We start from the raw sequence: 14,656 nt of genomic DNA on the forward strand, positions 1-14,656 counted from the left end.
AAGCGCAGCCATAGCCCGGGCTATGGCGAGCATTTGCAACGACGAGCAGGGGTCTTTTGACGTGATGAGCGGGCATGATCGAAATACTCTCAGCCTCTCAGGCCAGGGCGCGTTCGCGCCGGGTGAGCAGAACGCCGCCGACGGCGACTGCAATGACGACCATCTCGACGCCAAGCGCCGTCCACGCCAATCCGGTCGCACCCGCTGCGCCGCCATACGTGGCCGCGCCGATCACGCCGACGATGCCGCCCACGACTACGCAGGCGCGGTACGCCGTGTCGTAACGGCCGCTGCCGAGAATCCAGTAGCCGATGAACTTCCAGCCGAGCAGCAAGGGCAGTAGCCAGCCAAGGATGAGCATCACCTTGCGCAGGCTGTGCAGGTCGAGACCGCCAGCACGCGGGACGAGCATCGGCTCGACCACCGGCCACATCACGTTGCCGATGGCGAGCAGCAGCGCACCCGCCGCCGCACCGCCCACAGCCCACGCAGATGCATAACGCAAGGCCGCACGCGCACTCGTCGTGAACAGGGTGACGATGCGCGGGTAGACCACGGAAAACACCGGCTCCGCCGCATTCAGCACGGCGCGCACGATGCGATCAGCCATGAAATAGGTTCCCAATTCGGTTTTCGCCATTTGCAGCGACGCGGCGGCCGGCAGCGCAAAGGAATAGGCGGCGCCAGCGATAGCAACCGGCATCATGGTCCAGCCGAGTTTGAGGCCGTTGCCGAGTTCGGGCTTGGCCCAAAGGGTCGAAACATCTGCGCCTGCAAAGTCGCGGCGCAACCAACGCCAGCCCATCCACGCAAGCGCCGACGACGCGGCAAGCTGCATCAGCACGTAAGCCTCGACGCTGCGCGCGAACGTCCAGCAGGCGACCAGCATCACGGCATAAACGACGAGCTCGACGCGCGCCCAGCGGTTGAGTTGTTGTGTCGCCTGAAGGTACCAGGTGGCCGGCCAGCCGAGCACACAAGCCAGTCCCGCGATGGCAATGGTGTCAAACCCAGGATGTGTCGACCCGTGCCCCGCCACCTGCACCGCTACCACCGACAGCAGGGCGGCCGGTAGGCACAGCACGCAGCGCGCCGTGAACACCTGCTGCGCGATCTGCCAGCGCCGAGGCGTGTCGGCCGTGACAGCCAGCCGGGTCGCCGCCGCCAGAAAGCCTCCCTCGACGATCATCGACAGCAGACTCGCCCACACGAGGATGAAACTCAGACGACCGAACTCTTCCGCCCCCACGCGCGATGCCACCAGCGGCAGCACCAGCAAGGGCAGCAGCAGCCGCACCGCCGCCGCCGCATACACCTGCGGCAACGAGTGCAAGAGCCGCGGCGACGCCGTCATGTCCGCACCCTTGCGCTTCGCGCTGTCCCGCCAAGCGGGAATGAGCCCTTCGGGCGGCCGTGCGGGCTCATGTCCCGTCGCGCTTGATCAGAAGGCGGGCGGTGTAGTCGACGCGGTGCAAGAACACCGGCTCTGCGCTGTCGGCGAAGTATTCGTCCACCGCCTGGCGGGCGCCCTGCCAGTGGCCGTAGTCGTCGATGATGAGCACGCCATTGCGCGACAGGCGCGGATAGAGGTGCGTGAGTTCGTGCCTGGTCGACTCGTACCAGTCGGTGTCGAGGCGCAAGAGCGCGATGCGCTCGGCGATGGTGCCCGGGATGGTGTCTTCGACCTTGCCTCGGACGAAATGGATGCGTTCGCGTGGATAGCCGGTGGAGGCGATATTGGCCTGCACGTCCTCCAGGCTCGCCACGGCCCACAGCGCGTGATCTCGGCTCGTGCGCTCGAGCTGCGCCTGGGCCGATTCGCCGCTCAATGCGCGGTCGTGTTCGGTGGGCTCGCTCATGCCCTCGAAGGTGTCGAATAGGTAGAGGTCGCGCGAGGTGTCACCGCGCGCCATCAGGGCCAATGCCACGAGCATCATGCTGCCGCCACGCCATACGCCGCATTCGACGATGTCGCCGGCAATGCCGTGCTTCACGACGTGATCGACCGCGCCCAGCAGGCTCGCGCGACGCTCCAGGCTGGTCATGGTGAACGGATCGACGCGTGCAACGATGTCGCGGTCTGCGTCGGACAGGTCGGCCAGCACGCTCTGAATACGGTCGGCAGTTCGGCCGAGTTCCCAGCCGCTGCGGGCCAGCGCGGCCTTAACGATTTTCTTCATCTGGCGGTCCGGTGAGGTCTCGGCATCGAGGACGATCAGTCAAACTTTTAATTGTCGCACCCCAGTGGAACCTGAGTAGGGTGGGCAAAGCGCAGCGTGCCCACGCGCGGACTGTCGATCCGATTTGATGACCACCGCGTGGGCACGCTGCGCTTTGCCCACCCTACAAACCTGTAGCTCTAGCCATAGGCCTGCCCTGCCTCACGCATCAGCCGAGGCCAGCTGAATGCCTGTTGCGCCCTTCGAAACGCCTCGACCACTTCCTCGCGATGCATCTCCAGATGGTCCAGGCAGTCCAGCAACGCCTGCGCACTGCGATCTTTGAGGAGCAATCCTTCCAGCCCGTACCGTCGCATGAACTCGCCCAGATCGCCCACGTCCGAACAGATGAAGACACGGCCGTGGTTCAGAAGCGAATACAGCGCCCCGGACTGCGACGCGTTCTGGTAAGGCAGGAGAAACACCGCGTCTTGCGCCAGCAAGTCCAGGAGTTGCGCTTCGTCGAGGTACTCGTCGTGCACCGCCACGCCCAAGCCGATCAATTCCTCGCGTAAGTCTCGCAACTCGCCAGACCACGCCCCGTAGACCGCCAGCGACAAGCCGCGCTCGCGGATCTCATCGGAGCGGGCCAGGTCGGCAAACAGCTCAACTCCCTTGTAGGGTTTGACGGTGCTCCAGAAGACGAGCGAGCGCGGTCGCATCGAGGTGTCGTAGGGAACCGCCTCGCACTGCGGCGCCACGGGCAGCAGGCCGTGAGGCAACACGCTCGCCTTCGCCCTGAACGCGTCACCGTAGCGCTGCATGAAATCGTCGTGCGTGGCTTGGCTCACGAACACCAGCGAGCGAGCGAGCGACGCAAGCCGCTCGGTCGGGCGATGCCGAAGCCCGGCAAAGCCATGCGGCACGGCGTTGTGCACCGTGAAGACAAACTTTCTTCTCAGCAGGAAAAACACAAGCCACTCCGCTGGCCAGAATCCGCTGAACTGCAGGTTGATCGTGGCGTATCGAGGCGCGTTCCACAGCAGCGTCGCCAGCAAGGCGACATAGGCGAGCGCTCCGCGCCATCGCGAAGCCACGGTGCTTGAAATCGATCCGGCCCGCGCCGTCACGCCCGACAGACTCGGCATCGCCTGCAGGAACTCCGCGTTGTAGCGTGTCTTCGATCCGTAGAAGTCAACCGATCGCCCCTGCCCCGCCAACGCCTTCACGAGCTGAAAGTCGTAAGGCAGGATGAACGACCCTGGATCGACGATGGCCAGGCGCGAACTCAAGGCAGTGCGGCGCTCAGAGGCTGAGAGCATTTTGATGCGTGTCCGAGCAGCACGTCAAAAGGCGCCTGATCCAGGCGCAAAGCGCAGCCATAGCTCGTGCTATAGCGAGCATTTGCAACGACGAGCAGGGGTCTTTTGGCGTGATGAGCGGGCATGATCGAAATACTCTCAGCCTCTCAGTGAGCGAGCCAGAATCGGCGATCCAGGCGATATTTGGGCGTGCCGCGCCGCTCGCCGATGTCCACCGCCGGGTTGCCGCCCACCATGCGATACGGCGGAACGCTCTTCGTGACCACGGACCCCGCCATCACCACCGACCCCTCGCCCAGGTGCACGCCGGGCATGATCATGGCGCCGGCAAACACGACGGCGTAGTCATCGATGCGCACCTCCTGCCCCTTGGTGGCAAAGGTCTCGTCGTGCGGGTCATGTCCCATGGTGTAGATCTTCGTGTCATGGGCAATGGACACCTGGCGACCAATTCGGATGCCCGCACGGTTGTCGAGGTAGACACCGCGGTTCACGAGGGTGCCCTCGCCGACCGAGAGCCGTCCCACATGAAAGAAGCGGACGCCGCCCTGCAAGGTCGCGCTGCGGTCGATGTCGAATCGGCAGACCTTGTAAAGCAGCGGCCGAAGAACGAACGGCAACAGGCCGTGGATTGTGTTGATGGCCGCCAGCCCAAGGAAGTAGAGCTGGTCGACGACGCGGGAGGAGCGTGAACTCATGAGCCCCGGGATTCTAGTGTCGCGTCCGGGCACGGCAAGGTGCGCACCTACAATCAAGGGTTTGCCTCTCAAGACTGTAAAAACCACGCCATGGACCAAGACGACAACCAGCTCATCGCCGAACGCCGTGAAAAGCTCGCCGCGATTCGCAAACAAGGCGTGGCCTTTCCGAACGACTTCAAACCAAAGAACCATGCCGCCGATCTGGCGCTGAAGTACGGGCCGCTGGAAAACAAGGAACTCGAGCCGCAGGGCATCAAGGTCGCCGTCGCCGGCCGGTTGATGCTCAAGCGCGTCATGGGCAAGGCGAGCTTCGGCACGCTGCAAGACGCATCGGGCCGACTCCAGCTCTTCATTACCATGGATGCGCTTGGTGAAGAGGTCTACAACACATTCAAGCACTGGGACCTGGGCGACATCCTCGGTGCCGAGGGCACCCTCTTCAAGACCAAGACCGGCGAGCTGTCGGTGCGGGTGTCGAATCTGCGCCTGCTGACCAAGAGCCTGCGTCCGCTGCCCGACAAGTTCCACGGCATGACCGACCAGGAGCAGAAGTACCGACAACGCTACGTCGATCTCATCACCGACGAAGAGGCCCGTGCCCGCTTCGCCGCGCGCAGCAAGGCTGTCAGCTCCATCCGCAACTTCATGGTCGAGCACGGCTTTCTCGAGGTCGAGACGCCGATGCTGCACCCCATTCCCGGCGGTGCAAACGCCAAGCCCTTCAAGACGCACCACAACGCGCTCGATCAGGAGATGTTCCTGCGCATCGCGCCCGAGCTGTACTTGAAGCGCCTCATCGTCGGTGGCTTCGAGCGGGTGTTCGAGATCAACCGCAATTTCCGCAACGAAGGCATCTCGGTTCGGCACAACCCCGAATTCACGATGATGGAGTTCTACGCGGCGTACTGGAACCATCACGATCTGATGGACTTCACCGAGAGCGTTCTGCGCCACGCCGCGCGCTGCGCCACCGGTTCGGCCGCCATCACCTACGCCGGCAAGCCGGTGGACCTGGACAAGCCTTTCGCCCGCCTGTCGGTGCGCAATTCGCTGGTGGTGCATGCGGGACTGAGCGAAGCCGAGGCGGACGACGCCGAGGTGTTGCGCGCAAAGCTCAAGGCGCTGGGCCATGAGGCGCCAGCGCATTGGAAGCTGCCCGAACTGCAGTTCGGCATGTTCGAGGCGGTCGTCGAAGAGAAGCTCTGGCACCCCACCTTCATCATTGACTACCCCGTCGAAGTGTCGCCGCTGGCCCGTGCCTCCGACACCAACCCGGCGATCACCGAGCGCTTCGAACTCTTCATCACCGGCCGTGAGTACGCCAACGGTTTCTCGGAGCTCAACGACGCAGAGGATCAGGCTGCACGCTTCCAGGCGCAGGTAGCGAACAAGGACGCTGGCGATGAAGAGGCGATGTACTACGACGCCGACTTCATCCGTGCGCTCGAATACGGCATGCCACCGACGGGCGGCTGCGGCATCGGCATCGACCGCCTCATCATGCTGATCACTGATAGCCCGAGTATTCGCGACGTGATCCTCTTCCCGTCGCTTCGCAAGGAAGCTTGATGCACCCTACTCCCGTCGAGTCGCCCGAGGGAACCGCCCCCTCAGGCGCTCACAGAACCGGACGTGAGTGTCTCCACTCATCCGGCTCTTCCTGTCCCGCCCGCCTGCCCATGAAGGCGCCGCCAGTGGGCGAACACCCCCACGTCGTGGCTTGCTACGTCGGTCGGCCACTGCTTGACGCGCCGACGGTGCCCTCTCAAACGCTTGTGCTTTCGGGTCGCCCAGTCCACGAGTTTGTCGTCAAGATGTCGCAGGACCGGCCCCAGCGCTGACTTGTAGAACGTGCCGTAGTAGTTCATCCAGCCGCGTACGGTCGGATTGATCTGGCGCGCCAACTCGTTCAGCGTCGTGCCGCTCTTGAGCTGCAACTTCGCATCGTCTGCCCGACTCGCGTGGCTGACTTCGCACTGATCGCCGGCAGGAAGCTCATGAACACCTGCCCCTTCTGTTCTTCGCGTCGCGTGGTTTGAAGGTGTAGCCGAGGAAGTCGAAGCTGACATCCTCGGCATCTGCCTTTCGGCCGTCGTCCTTGCAGTAGATGATCTTCGTCTTCTGCTCGTGCAACTCCAGCCCGCACTGCGCGAAGCGGCTTCGCAATGCTTCCTTCAGCGCCTGCGCCTGGCTCAGACTGCTGCAATGGCACACGCCGTCGTCGGCGTAGTGCTCGAACGGTATATCCGGGTGGTGCCGACTCATCCACACGTCGAATATGGCTTTGGCTCGGTCGGGTTCAACGGCGTCCTCCCCTTTCGGGTTGTGCCTTCGTTCCCGCCTGGACAGGGCAACCCCTTCGCTCGGTTCTCGCCCACGTTACGCAGCGTAGCCAAAAAGTTGACAGTACCGCTGCAACATCAGCACGCTCGCATCTGCGACCGGAAAACGACCGAAACTAAACCACCCCTTTCTATTTATTTCTACGCCACATGTTGAGGATGTCGGCGTGAATGTCAGCCTCCTCCAGCTTCGGAAAACCAAAATCCGCTTCGCATTGGTCGCGCCCGTTGATAACAGCCAGCGCAAATTTGAGGGGCACTGAACAACCCTTCCCGGAGCAGCCATGCCTCGAATCACTTCCACGACCTTCCCATCGACAACGTCTGTCAGCCGGTCTGACGAACAGCCACGCTCCGAGCGCCCGGCGACTGCAGCGCGGAGTCTGGCATCGGAAGGGCTTCTTGCCCGGTTGCCCGTGGCTTCGAAAAGCCCGTTCGACTCTGCAAACAGAAACCGATGCGCACTCCCAGTAGCGTCATCCTCTCCTGGGCCTCGGTTGGCACACGCGGCCTCCACACCCCACAGCCGGCTCTCCAAAACATCGTTCGCTGACGCACATCATTCAGATGATGCTGTAAATAAGGAAGTCCCAAGCGGGCCCGGTAGTGGCAGCACGTCTGAAACTGCAAACCCGCCTTCTTCGGATTCTTCGGCGATAAAATCTGAGAGTCGTTCAAGCTTATTGCAGAACGACGAAAAGGCAGAGATGATGCCGCGGATGGGCTACGGTGCAGGGCGATTGCATGAGCCCGGAGCCAGTTTGTGTGATAGAAGCGCGGGCCTTGAAATGACATCAACTTGCGCGCGTGATCCGACAACAAGACCCCAACCGGCAACCATTAGACAAACTGAAATTGATGGAGTCGTTTGAAGCCCTGGAAGACCCGCGGCGACGCCTGGCCAGTTGCAACTATGCGCTGCAGGAACTGCTGCTGACAGCGCTGTGCGCGATCAGCAGTGGGGCCGACGATTGGGTGGATGTCGCGCTGTGGGGGCAGGAGAAGCTCGACTGGTTGCGGCGATTCCTCGCGTTTGAGAACGGCATTGCCTCGCACGATACCTTCAGCCGTGTGTTCGCGTTGCTCGACTCCACAAGCTTTGAGGCTTGCTTCATCGACTGGATGGAGCGCTTGTGTCCGTCGCTGCGGGGTCACGCGATCCACATCGACGGCAAGAGCCTGCGCGGCTCGCACAATGGCTGCGAGGCCATGGCGCATCTGGTCTCGGCGTGGGACAGCGCGGCTGGCGTGACGCTGGGTCAGGTCAAGACTGCGAACAAGAGCAACGAGATCACCGCCATCCCGCAGTTGCTGAATTTGCTGGATGTACGCGGTGCCACCGTCACGATTGACGCGATGGGCTGCCAGCGCGAGATCGTCAAGCAGATCATCGACCAGGGCGCTGACTACATCATCGCGGTGAAGAACAATCAGCCGACGCTGGCGCAGGCAGTGGAGTCGGCGTTCAGTGATGAGGCGCAGGGGTTGCAACAGGGCCGACTGCAGCAAGACATCGACCACACCAAAGACCACGGCCGGATCGAGACGCGACGCTGCGTAGTCACCCACGACCTATGCACGTTGAGCGAGTCAATGCAACGCGCGTGGCCGGGCATTCGCAGTCTGGCGATTATCGAGTCGAGGCGTGAGTTCACCAGCGGCGAGCGCCAGGGCGAGGCCGGCACCGAATGGCGCTACTACATCAGCAGTTGCGAGCTTGACGCGGCGCAGTTCAACCAAGCGATTCGTCAGCACTGGTCAATCGAGAACGGCTGCCACTGGGTGCTGGATGTGAACTTCCGTGAAGACCTCAGCCGCATTCGCGCGGGCCACGGTCCCGAGAACTTCGCGATCCTGCGGCGCATGACGCTGAACCTGATCAACCAGAACACGACCATCAAGTCCAGCAAGAAATCCAAGCGAAAACTGGCCGCCTGGAGCACGACCCGGCTTCAGGAACTGCTGGGGTTGCAGGCCTATCCGCAGGCCTCAAAGGCCGCCGATTCGTAGCACACATGCGGGCCGGATCACTCATGCAATTGCCCTGGGCTACGGTGGCCCTTATGGCTACGGTGCTCCTTATGCCTACGGTGCCCCTTATTCCTACGGTGGCCCTTATGTCTACGGTGGTCATTGTGACTCCGGTTCGTCAATGTCTCCGGAAGCAGCGCCTAATAATATTCAAATGCCAACCTGGGCGCACACAATCAATGTTTCCGATATGACCGCGGCGAGCCTCAAAATCCCGTCATCGCCGAGCAGCGCGCCAATAAAGCTGAAGTTCGGGACCTTGCAGCCCACCTTCGACAATCTCTGGAATAGAAGCAACTCTGCGAATAAGGAATATGGATGCATCATCGTTTCTAAATCCGATGGTGTCTTAAAAACCAGAAATGTTGTTGTGGGCAAGCACGCAGGGGTAGAGCATGACCTCTCGCATGCAGAATCCGAAACATATCATGGTACATTTCACACGCACCCGTTCGAAGACGGAGAGACGGGAGGAGCGTTCAGCGCCGGCGACGTGTCGTTTAATATTAATAAAGGCAAAGATCGTATTCAATTCGTGCAAAGCGGCAGTGATCAGTTCTTGCTGATGCGTTCCCAACGCACACCAACCAGTGTTCCATTCCCGTGCTGGAAGAATAATAAAATGGAAATGTTAAAAGAAAATGCGTCGTTGGGGTGGGGTACCGTGCAGAGGTACATCTCCAAGAAAATGGCCAATGAATTGAACATGGCCTACTACGAAGGCACCCAGGGCATTTTTTGGCGAGTGCATCCACCCATCAGCGAAAGTGAGATCCAGGCGGCATCGTCCAAAGGTTCGCAGGCACCTGCTTCACACTCAACAGACCGCCCGCGCGCTCCGCATGCGGCGGCTGCACCAACGCTCGTCAGGCCTGTTCCGTCAATCGAAACGCAGGAGCGAGGCAGCATCATCGATTGCATGGCCTTGATGACCGGCAAAGACGTCGGGAAGGTAAAGCGGACGGCGGAAAGGGTTGAGGGCTACGATGCTGAGAACGGATTGACTTTCAAACAGGTGCAGCACACTCTGAAGCATTTGGGGATTTCGTCCAGCCGTCACAAGCAGAACGGCGATTGGAATTAGTTGCCCGATTGCGCCCTGGTGTCCGTCATTGACCAGGACGGAGGAAAACGCTCGGCGATTTTCAGGAGGGAAGACGGGGCGGGGCGATTATACGAGGGAAACACACAACCGTGCGAAATGTCAAAATACCGGCTGGCATCTAATCACCATTATTTGCATATAAAGTCCCCGGCGAAATTCCCCCGGGCAGCACAACAATCAGCAGAAATCCCTGGGCAGGCAACAGCCGGAATCTCGAGTATCGGGCCTGCCCCTGCCGAGGGGGAGCGCGAAAAGAGAATCGTCGATTGCCTGGCCTTGGTGGCAGATGCAGAACGAGATGACATAAAGCGGGTGGCAAAAGAGCTTGGTCACTACCGGTCTGGCAGTGGAATCAGTTTTCGGCATGTCGAGAGCGTTCTGGCTCGTTTCGGCGTATCGGTCATCAGCCACGCGGAGCCTGTAGATTGGAGGAGCTTGCCGGATTTCGCGTTGGTGTCGGTGTTCGACACCCGTGGAAAGAAGCGCGCCGTCGTCTTCATGCGGGATGGGGGAGCAGAGCATGTCTACGAGGGCGACGAGCAACCACACGACACGAAAGGGTACCGGTTCGCACCCGGCAATCCCTGTCTGGAAATAAAACGCGATGAAGAGATTGCGGATTCGAGAAGAAGGGATTAACCATCCTCATCGACTCGGGAAGCCCAAACTGGCTTTCAAACGAAAACGCATCCCGAGGGCACTGTCACGTTGTTTGATGATGGGCGAGCAAAAAGGTGAGGCAAACCGTCGCGCGAGCTCACATGAGCCCCCAGGCCATCACCGGCGCGCAAGTGACCCTTGCCCAGGCCGCGAATGCCTGGGTGCGCGCGTCTCGCTTGGCCTGCGCATTCATGTTGTAGCGGCAATGCATGAACAGGTTAGCCACCTGGTCGTGCGTTGAAGCGAAGCGCTGCAGATGTCGCGCAAACTTGAAGCGGCGCATCACCTTCTCGCGCACGCGCGTGGGCTGGTGCAAGTTCTCGGCCCGGTTGTTCAGTCCCTTGTGCTGCCGATGCTCGACGTCGAGCCCAAGATCCTTGTTCGCCGCCGCGTAGCTCTTGAACAAGTTGACAGTACCCTCCGGCCGAACTACCGATGCTTGAACGCCGGCTTCCGCTTGTTCACGAACGCATCCATGCCTTCCTTCTGGTCCTCAGTCGCAAAGAGCGAATGGAACATCCGGCGTTCGAATTGGATGCCTTCGGCAAGAGTGCCTTCATACGCACGGTTCACGCATTCCTTGACCATCATCACACTCGGGCCGCTGAACTCGCAAATCGTCTGCGCTGCGGCGAGAACCGTGTCGATCAATTCCGCCGCCGGCACCACGCGCGACACCAATCCCGCGCGTTCGGCTTCGGCCGCGTCCATCATGCGGCTCGTCAGCACCAGGTCCATCGCCTTCGACTTGCCGATGGCCCGCGGCAGTCGCTGCGTCCCGCCCGCACCGGGGATGATGCCGAGCTTGATCTCCGGCTGACCGAACTTCGCCGTATCGGCCGCGATGATGAAGTCGCACATCATCGCCAACTCGCACCCGCCGCCCAGCGCGAAGCCTGCCACCGCCGCGATGACCGGCTTGCGGATCGAACGGATCGTCTCCCAGTTGCGAGTGATGTAGTCCGTCTTGTAGACATCCATGTAGGACCAGCTCGACATCGCTGCGATGTCCGCGCCCGCGGCGAACGCCTTCTCGCTGCCGGTGATGACGATGCACCCGATGGCTTCGTCGGCATCGAAAGCCTTCATCGCAGTGCCCAGTTCATTCATCAACCCATCGTTCAACGCGTTCAGCTGCTTGGGCCGGTTCAGCGTGATCACGCCCGTCCTGCGCTCGCCGCTGCCGTGCATGTCTGTAAGGATGAATTCGTAGCTCATGAGGTTCTCCATTGGGATGCGCAACTATACGAAGCACTGCAATCCCGCAATGTCACTGGGACGCCAATTGCGGCTTTCTCCGGATCATGAGGTCGATGAAGGTGTCTGCATCCTGCTGGATGCGAATGCGAACCGGCAGGTAGGCAAGCGAGGGCGCAAACCATATCTCTGTCGTCAGGTCACCGCCCTTGCGGGCCACGCGGCGCGGCTTCAGGTGAACGCCTTCGACGGCGCCGAAGGGCGTGTGCAGCGTCTCTGTGTCGAGCACGTCGTAGACCCAGCGGTCGACATTGCGAGGCAAGGCGAGCGGGACCTCGATCGTGTTGCCCGCGGTGAGCAACTCAGGACGCACGGTGAACAGGTAGGTGAGCTGCACGAACTGGCTTGCAGAGTCCTGCACGCCGGGCCAGCGCTCGCGACGATGGCCGTCGGGCATGACGATTGCGTCGGGCTCGAAACGGATCGTCCAGCGCCGCCTGTCGCGCCCCACGATCTTGCTGTCTTCGTCGTAGCTGTGCGGGAACAAGCCGTCCGGCGTGAGATGCCCGTCGCTCGTCATTTTGCGAGACAGCAGCGGGAAGATGCTCATGCCCACCGTCACGTCCATGTGCACTTGGTAGTGGTTGCCGGAGCGAATCCATTCGACCTGCGCGGAGCCATGGATTTCACCCTGGTAGTTGCCGCTCAGAACGTAGCTCAGCCTTGTCGATGCCGGCCAGGAAAAGGCGGGCACACTGCCGGCTCCTGCAACTGGCAATGCGGCAGGAGCCGCCGCGGATGCGGACGATGGCGCGGAAGCGTTCTGTGCCGGCTGGCTCGCCGCGGGGTCCGGCTGACTGGCGGCGGGCTCGGGCGGCGTCGGCTCGGGGGCGACTGGCACCGGCTCCTCTGCCATCGCCACCACCTCCTCAGCGTCAGAGGCGGCAGAGGCAGCCGATACGGCCGCCTGCGCCCGATTGACGGTCGGCGGCGTCCGCCGGGTCACGGCAGGAGCCTTGGCGGGCGCCGTCGGCTCCATCTCACGCACGTACACCGCCTCGATCCGCTCCGGCATGTCCGCATAGACCGTGAGGTCCATCATGCGATCACCCATCTGCTCCGCGATGCAGCCGTGAACCACCACCACGCCTGTCACCACCGAGATGGCGACTGCGCGCCGCGGCCAAGGCTGCCCTGCCCCGACGACAGCACGCCAAAGATTCAACCGGTGAACCATGCCTTGCGCAAGGCGAGCGCCGGCCGCTGCGCCCGGGCGTCGGCCGTGAGCGCGATGGTGCCCACGACCTGGTCTTCTTTCGGCAGGGCAAGCGGCAAGCTCAAGACACGTTGATCGCGAGTCAGCATCAGGTTGCCTGCGGCGCCCTGTGTCAACAAGCGCGAGGCGTCATCGAGCCGACGCACGCGCCAGCCGTTGACCGCCAACAGTTCATCGCCTACCGACACCCCCGCGCGCTCGGCGGCACCGCCGCGCAGCACATGGGTGACACGCACACCGGTCAGAGCGCTCTCGCTCACGCGCATGCCGAGGCGCTGCGCCACTGTCGGCGCCTGCGCTTGCCAATGCACGCCGAAACGTTCGAGCAGCGTTTGCAAGGGCAGGTCTCGGGTTCCGTGCACGAAGCCCTGCACCTCATCATCAAACGACCGGCCACCCACCTCCCGAAGCACTTCCCGGATGTCGCTTTCGCTGATCGGCCCGCCCTCGCTGCGTACCCATAGGCCGCGCATGACTTCGTCGAGCGAGCCCTGCTCTGTGCGCAGCGTCAGGTCCAGCGCCAGCGCCACCAGAGCGCCCTTGGTGTAGTAGCTGATCGTTGCGTTGGGCGTGTTCTCGTCGGTGCGGTAGTACTTCACCCAGGCATCGAAGCTCGACTGCGCAACGCTTTGCACATGGCGCCCAGGTGAGTCGAGCACGCCGGTGATGGTCTTCGCGACCAGCTTGAGGTAGCGCGTCTCGTCGATCAGCCCCGCGCGAAGCAGCAGCAAGTCGTCGTAATAGGAGGTGAAACCCTCGAAGAACCAGAGGAGCTCGGTGTAGTTCTCGCGCGTCAAGTCGTAGGGCGCGAACTCGCGCGGCTTGAGGCGTTTGACGTTCCAGGTGTGGAAGTATTCGTGGCTGATGAGGCCCATCAGCGTCACGTAGCCATCGGCCGCCTCGGCCTTGCCCTTTTGCGGCAGGTTGCGCCGCGCGTCGATGAGAGCGGTACTCGCGCGGTGCTCGAGCCCGCCGTAGCCCTCGTCCACCGCATTGAGCAGGAACACGTAGCGCTCGAAGGGCGGCTTCTTGTCGCCGTGCCAGAAGCCGATCGCTGCCTCGCAGATGCGCTTTGCGTCGGCGATGAGACGCTCGCCGTCGAAGTCCGGGTAGGTGCCCGCCACGACGAACTCATGCGGCACCCCATGGGCGTCGAAATGCCCGCGCCAGAAGATGCCCAGCTCCACCGGGTGGTCAACGAGTTCGTCATAGGTCTCGGCCCGGTACAGCCCCTTGCCGGCCGAATCCACCTGAACCGGCGTCATGGCCGTCGCCACCTGCCAGTCGGCGGGCATGTGCGCCAGTTCGACTTCGTGCGACTCGTCCTCGCGCCCCTCGACTCGAAGGCAGACGCTCGTGCCATTGAAGAAGCCGCGTTGCGGGTTCAGGAAAGCCGCCCGCACCGAAGTGTCGAAGGCGTAGACAAGGTAGGTCACCACCAGTGCTCCCTGGGCGTCGCACTCGGCCTCCCAGGAGGCCTTGTCGAGCTGCTTGAGCGGCACCTCGTGCGCGCCCTGCCTGGCGGTGAGCTCCGAAAGATGGCGGGCGAATTCGCGCACCAGGTAGCTGCCGGGAATCCACACCGGCAAGCTCAGAATCTGGCGCGACGCCGGGTTGGGAACGGTCAGTGCAACGCGATACAGGTGGGCATTCGCGTCGGCAACGTCAATGCGATAGGAAATCATCGGGGTGGTGGGCAGCCGGTGGTGCGGCCCATTGTCGCCGCAGCCACCAGCGCCGCCACACCCGGATCTCAGAGGCTGAGAGTTTTTCGATCATGCCCGCTCATCACGCCAAAAGCCCCCTGCTCGTCGTTGCAAATGCTCGCCATAGCCAAGCTATGACTGCGCTTTGCGCCTAGAT

Annotated in this window: 13 protein-coding genes and 1 pseudogene; 4 read left to right on the top strand and 10 right to left on the bottom strand. The window is 62.2% G+C overall.

Features of this window, described 5'->3' with window-relative positions:
* Positions 1–97: 97 nt before the first annotated feature.
* The 4 genes from AC30NL_RS17785 to AC30NL_RS17800 form a co-directional block, all read right to left on the bottom strand.
* Positions 98–1,354: an oligosaccharide flippase family protein gene (locus AC30NL_RS17785; RefSeq protein WP_489465322.1), complete on the bottom strand. Its 1,257-nt coding sequence runs from the start codon at positions 1,352–1,354 to the stop codon at positions 98–100.
* A gap of 67 nt (positions 1,355–1,421) precedes the next feature.
* Entirely contained in the window at positions 1,422–2,180 is a 759-nt protein-coding gene (locus AC30NL_RS17790) for a TylF/MycF/NovP-related O-methyltransferase (RefSeq protein WP_489465323.1), read from the bottom strand.
* A 179-nt stretch (positions 2,181–2,359) separates the two neighbouring features.
* The gene (locus tag AC30NL_RS17795; protein ID WP_489465324.1) at positions 2,360–3,481 is read right to left on the bottom strand and encodes a glycosyltransferase; all 1,122 of its coding nucleotides are present in this window, start codon (positions 3,479–3,481) and stop codon (positions 2,360–2,362) included.
* A gap of 146 nt (positions 3,482–3,627) precedes the next feature.
* Positions 3,628–4,179 (bottom strand): acyltransferase, encoded by a 552-nt coding sequence (locus AC30NL_RS17800; RefSeq protein ID WP_489465325.1) that lies wholly within the window; start codon positions 4,177–4,179, stop codon positions 3,628–3,630.
* A 90-nt stretch (positions 4,180–4,269) separates the two neighbouring features.
* Between AC30NL_RS17800 and lysS the strand changes: the two genes are divergently transcribed.
* Positions 4,270–5,751, top strand: coding sequence for a lysine--tRNA ligase (gene lysS, locus AC30NL_RS17805; RefSeq protein ID WP_489465326.1), 1,482 nt, complete (start codon positions 4,270–4,272; stop codon positions 5,749–5,751).
* A 77-nt stretch (positions 5,752–5,828) separates the two neighbouring features.
* Here the strand turns inward: lysS and AC30NL_RS17810 are convergent, their stop codons facing one another.
* Together AC30NL_RS17810 and AC30NL_RS17815 are read right to left on the bottom strand one after the other, a co-directional pair.
* Complete coding sequence (locus tag AC30NL_RS17810; protein ID WP_489465327.1) at positions 5,829–6,119, bottom strand: group II intron maturase-specific domain-containing protein; 291 nt, start codon at positions 6,117–6,119, stop codon at positions 5,829–5,831.
* A 58-nt stretch (positions 6,120–6,177) separates the two neighbouring features.
* Complete coding sequence (locus tag AC30NL_RS17815; RefSeq protein WP_489465328.1) at positions 6,178–6,447, bottom strand: reverse transcriptase domain-containing protein; 270 nt, start codon at positions 6,445–6,447, stop codon at positions 6,178–6,180.
* A 935-nt stretch (positions 6,448–7,382) separates the two neighbouring features.
* On the opposite strand from AC30NL_RS17815, the gene AC30NL_RS17820 reads away from it, so the two are divergent.
* The 3 genes from AC30NL_RS17820 to AC30NL_RS17830 all read left to right on the top strand — a co-directional run bounded on the left by AC30NL_RS17820 (position 7,383) and on the right by AC30NL_RS17830 (position 10,299).
* Entirely contained in the window at positions 7,383–8,534 is a 1,152-nt protein-coding gene (locus AC30NL_RS17820) for an ISAs1 family transposase (protein ID WP_489465329.1), read from the top strand.
* Positions 8,535–8,709: 175 nt separating this feature from the next.
* The gene (locus tag AC30NL_RS17825) at positions 8,710–9,639 is read left to right on the top strand and encodes a hypothetical protein (RefSeq protein ID WP_489465330.1); all 930 of its coding nucleotides are present in this window, start codon (positions 8,710–8,712) and stop codon (positions 9,637–9,639) included.
* An 18-nt stretch (positions 9,640–9,657) separates the two neighbouring features.
* Positions 9,658–10,299, top strand: coding sequence for a hypothetical protein (locus AC30NL_RS17830; protein ID WP_489465331.1), 642 nt, complete (start codon positions 9,658–9,660; stop codon positions 10,297–10,299).
* Positions 10,300–10,417: 118 nt separating this feature from the next.
* Here the strand turns inward: AC30NL_RS17830 and AC30NL_RS17835 are convergent.
* The 4 genes and pseudogenes from AC30NL_RS17835 to AC30NL_RS17850 form a co-directional block, all read right to left on the bottom strand.
* A pseudogene (locus tag AC30NL_RS17835) lies at positions 10,418–10,720 on the bottom strand (DDE-type integrase/transposase/recombinase); the annotation flags it as partial.
* A gap of 29 nt (positions 10,721–10,749) precedes the next feature.
* Positions 10,750–11,538 carry an enoyl-CoA hydratase gene (locus AC30NL_RS17840; protein ID WP_489465332.1) on the bottom strand — a complete coding sequence of 263 codons (789 nt, stop codon included), beginning with the start codon at positions 11,536–11,538 and terminating at the stop codon, positions 10,750–10,752.
* A 52-nt stretch (positions 11,539–11,590) separates the two neighbouring features.
* Positions 11,591–12,742, bottom strand: a complete 1,152-nt coding sequence (locus AC30NL_RS17845; protein WP_489465333.1) for a DUF3108 domain-containing protein — start codon at positions 12,740–12,742, stop codon at positions 11,591–11,593.
* Entirely contained in the window at positions 12,739–14,478 is a 1,740-nt protein-coding gene (locus AC30NL_RS17850; protein ID WP_489465334.1) for a M61 family metallopeptidase, read from the bottom strand. Before AC30NL_RS17850 ends, AC30NL_RS17845 begins: the two co-directional genes overlap by 4 nt.
* Between the last annotated feature and the right edge of the window lie 178 nt (positions 14,479–14,656).

Origin of the sequence: Rhizobacter sp. (assembly GCA_021153565.1) — a bacterium.
In the GTDB taxonomy this organism is placed as follows: domain Bacteria; phylum Pseudomonadota; class Gammaproteobacteria; order Burkholderiales; family Burkholderiaceae_C; genus Albitalea.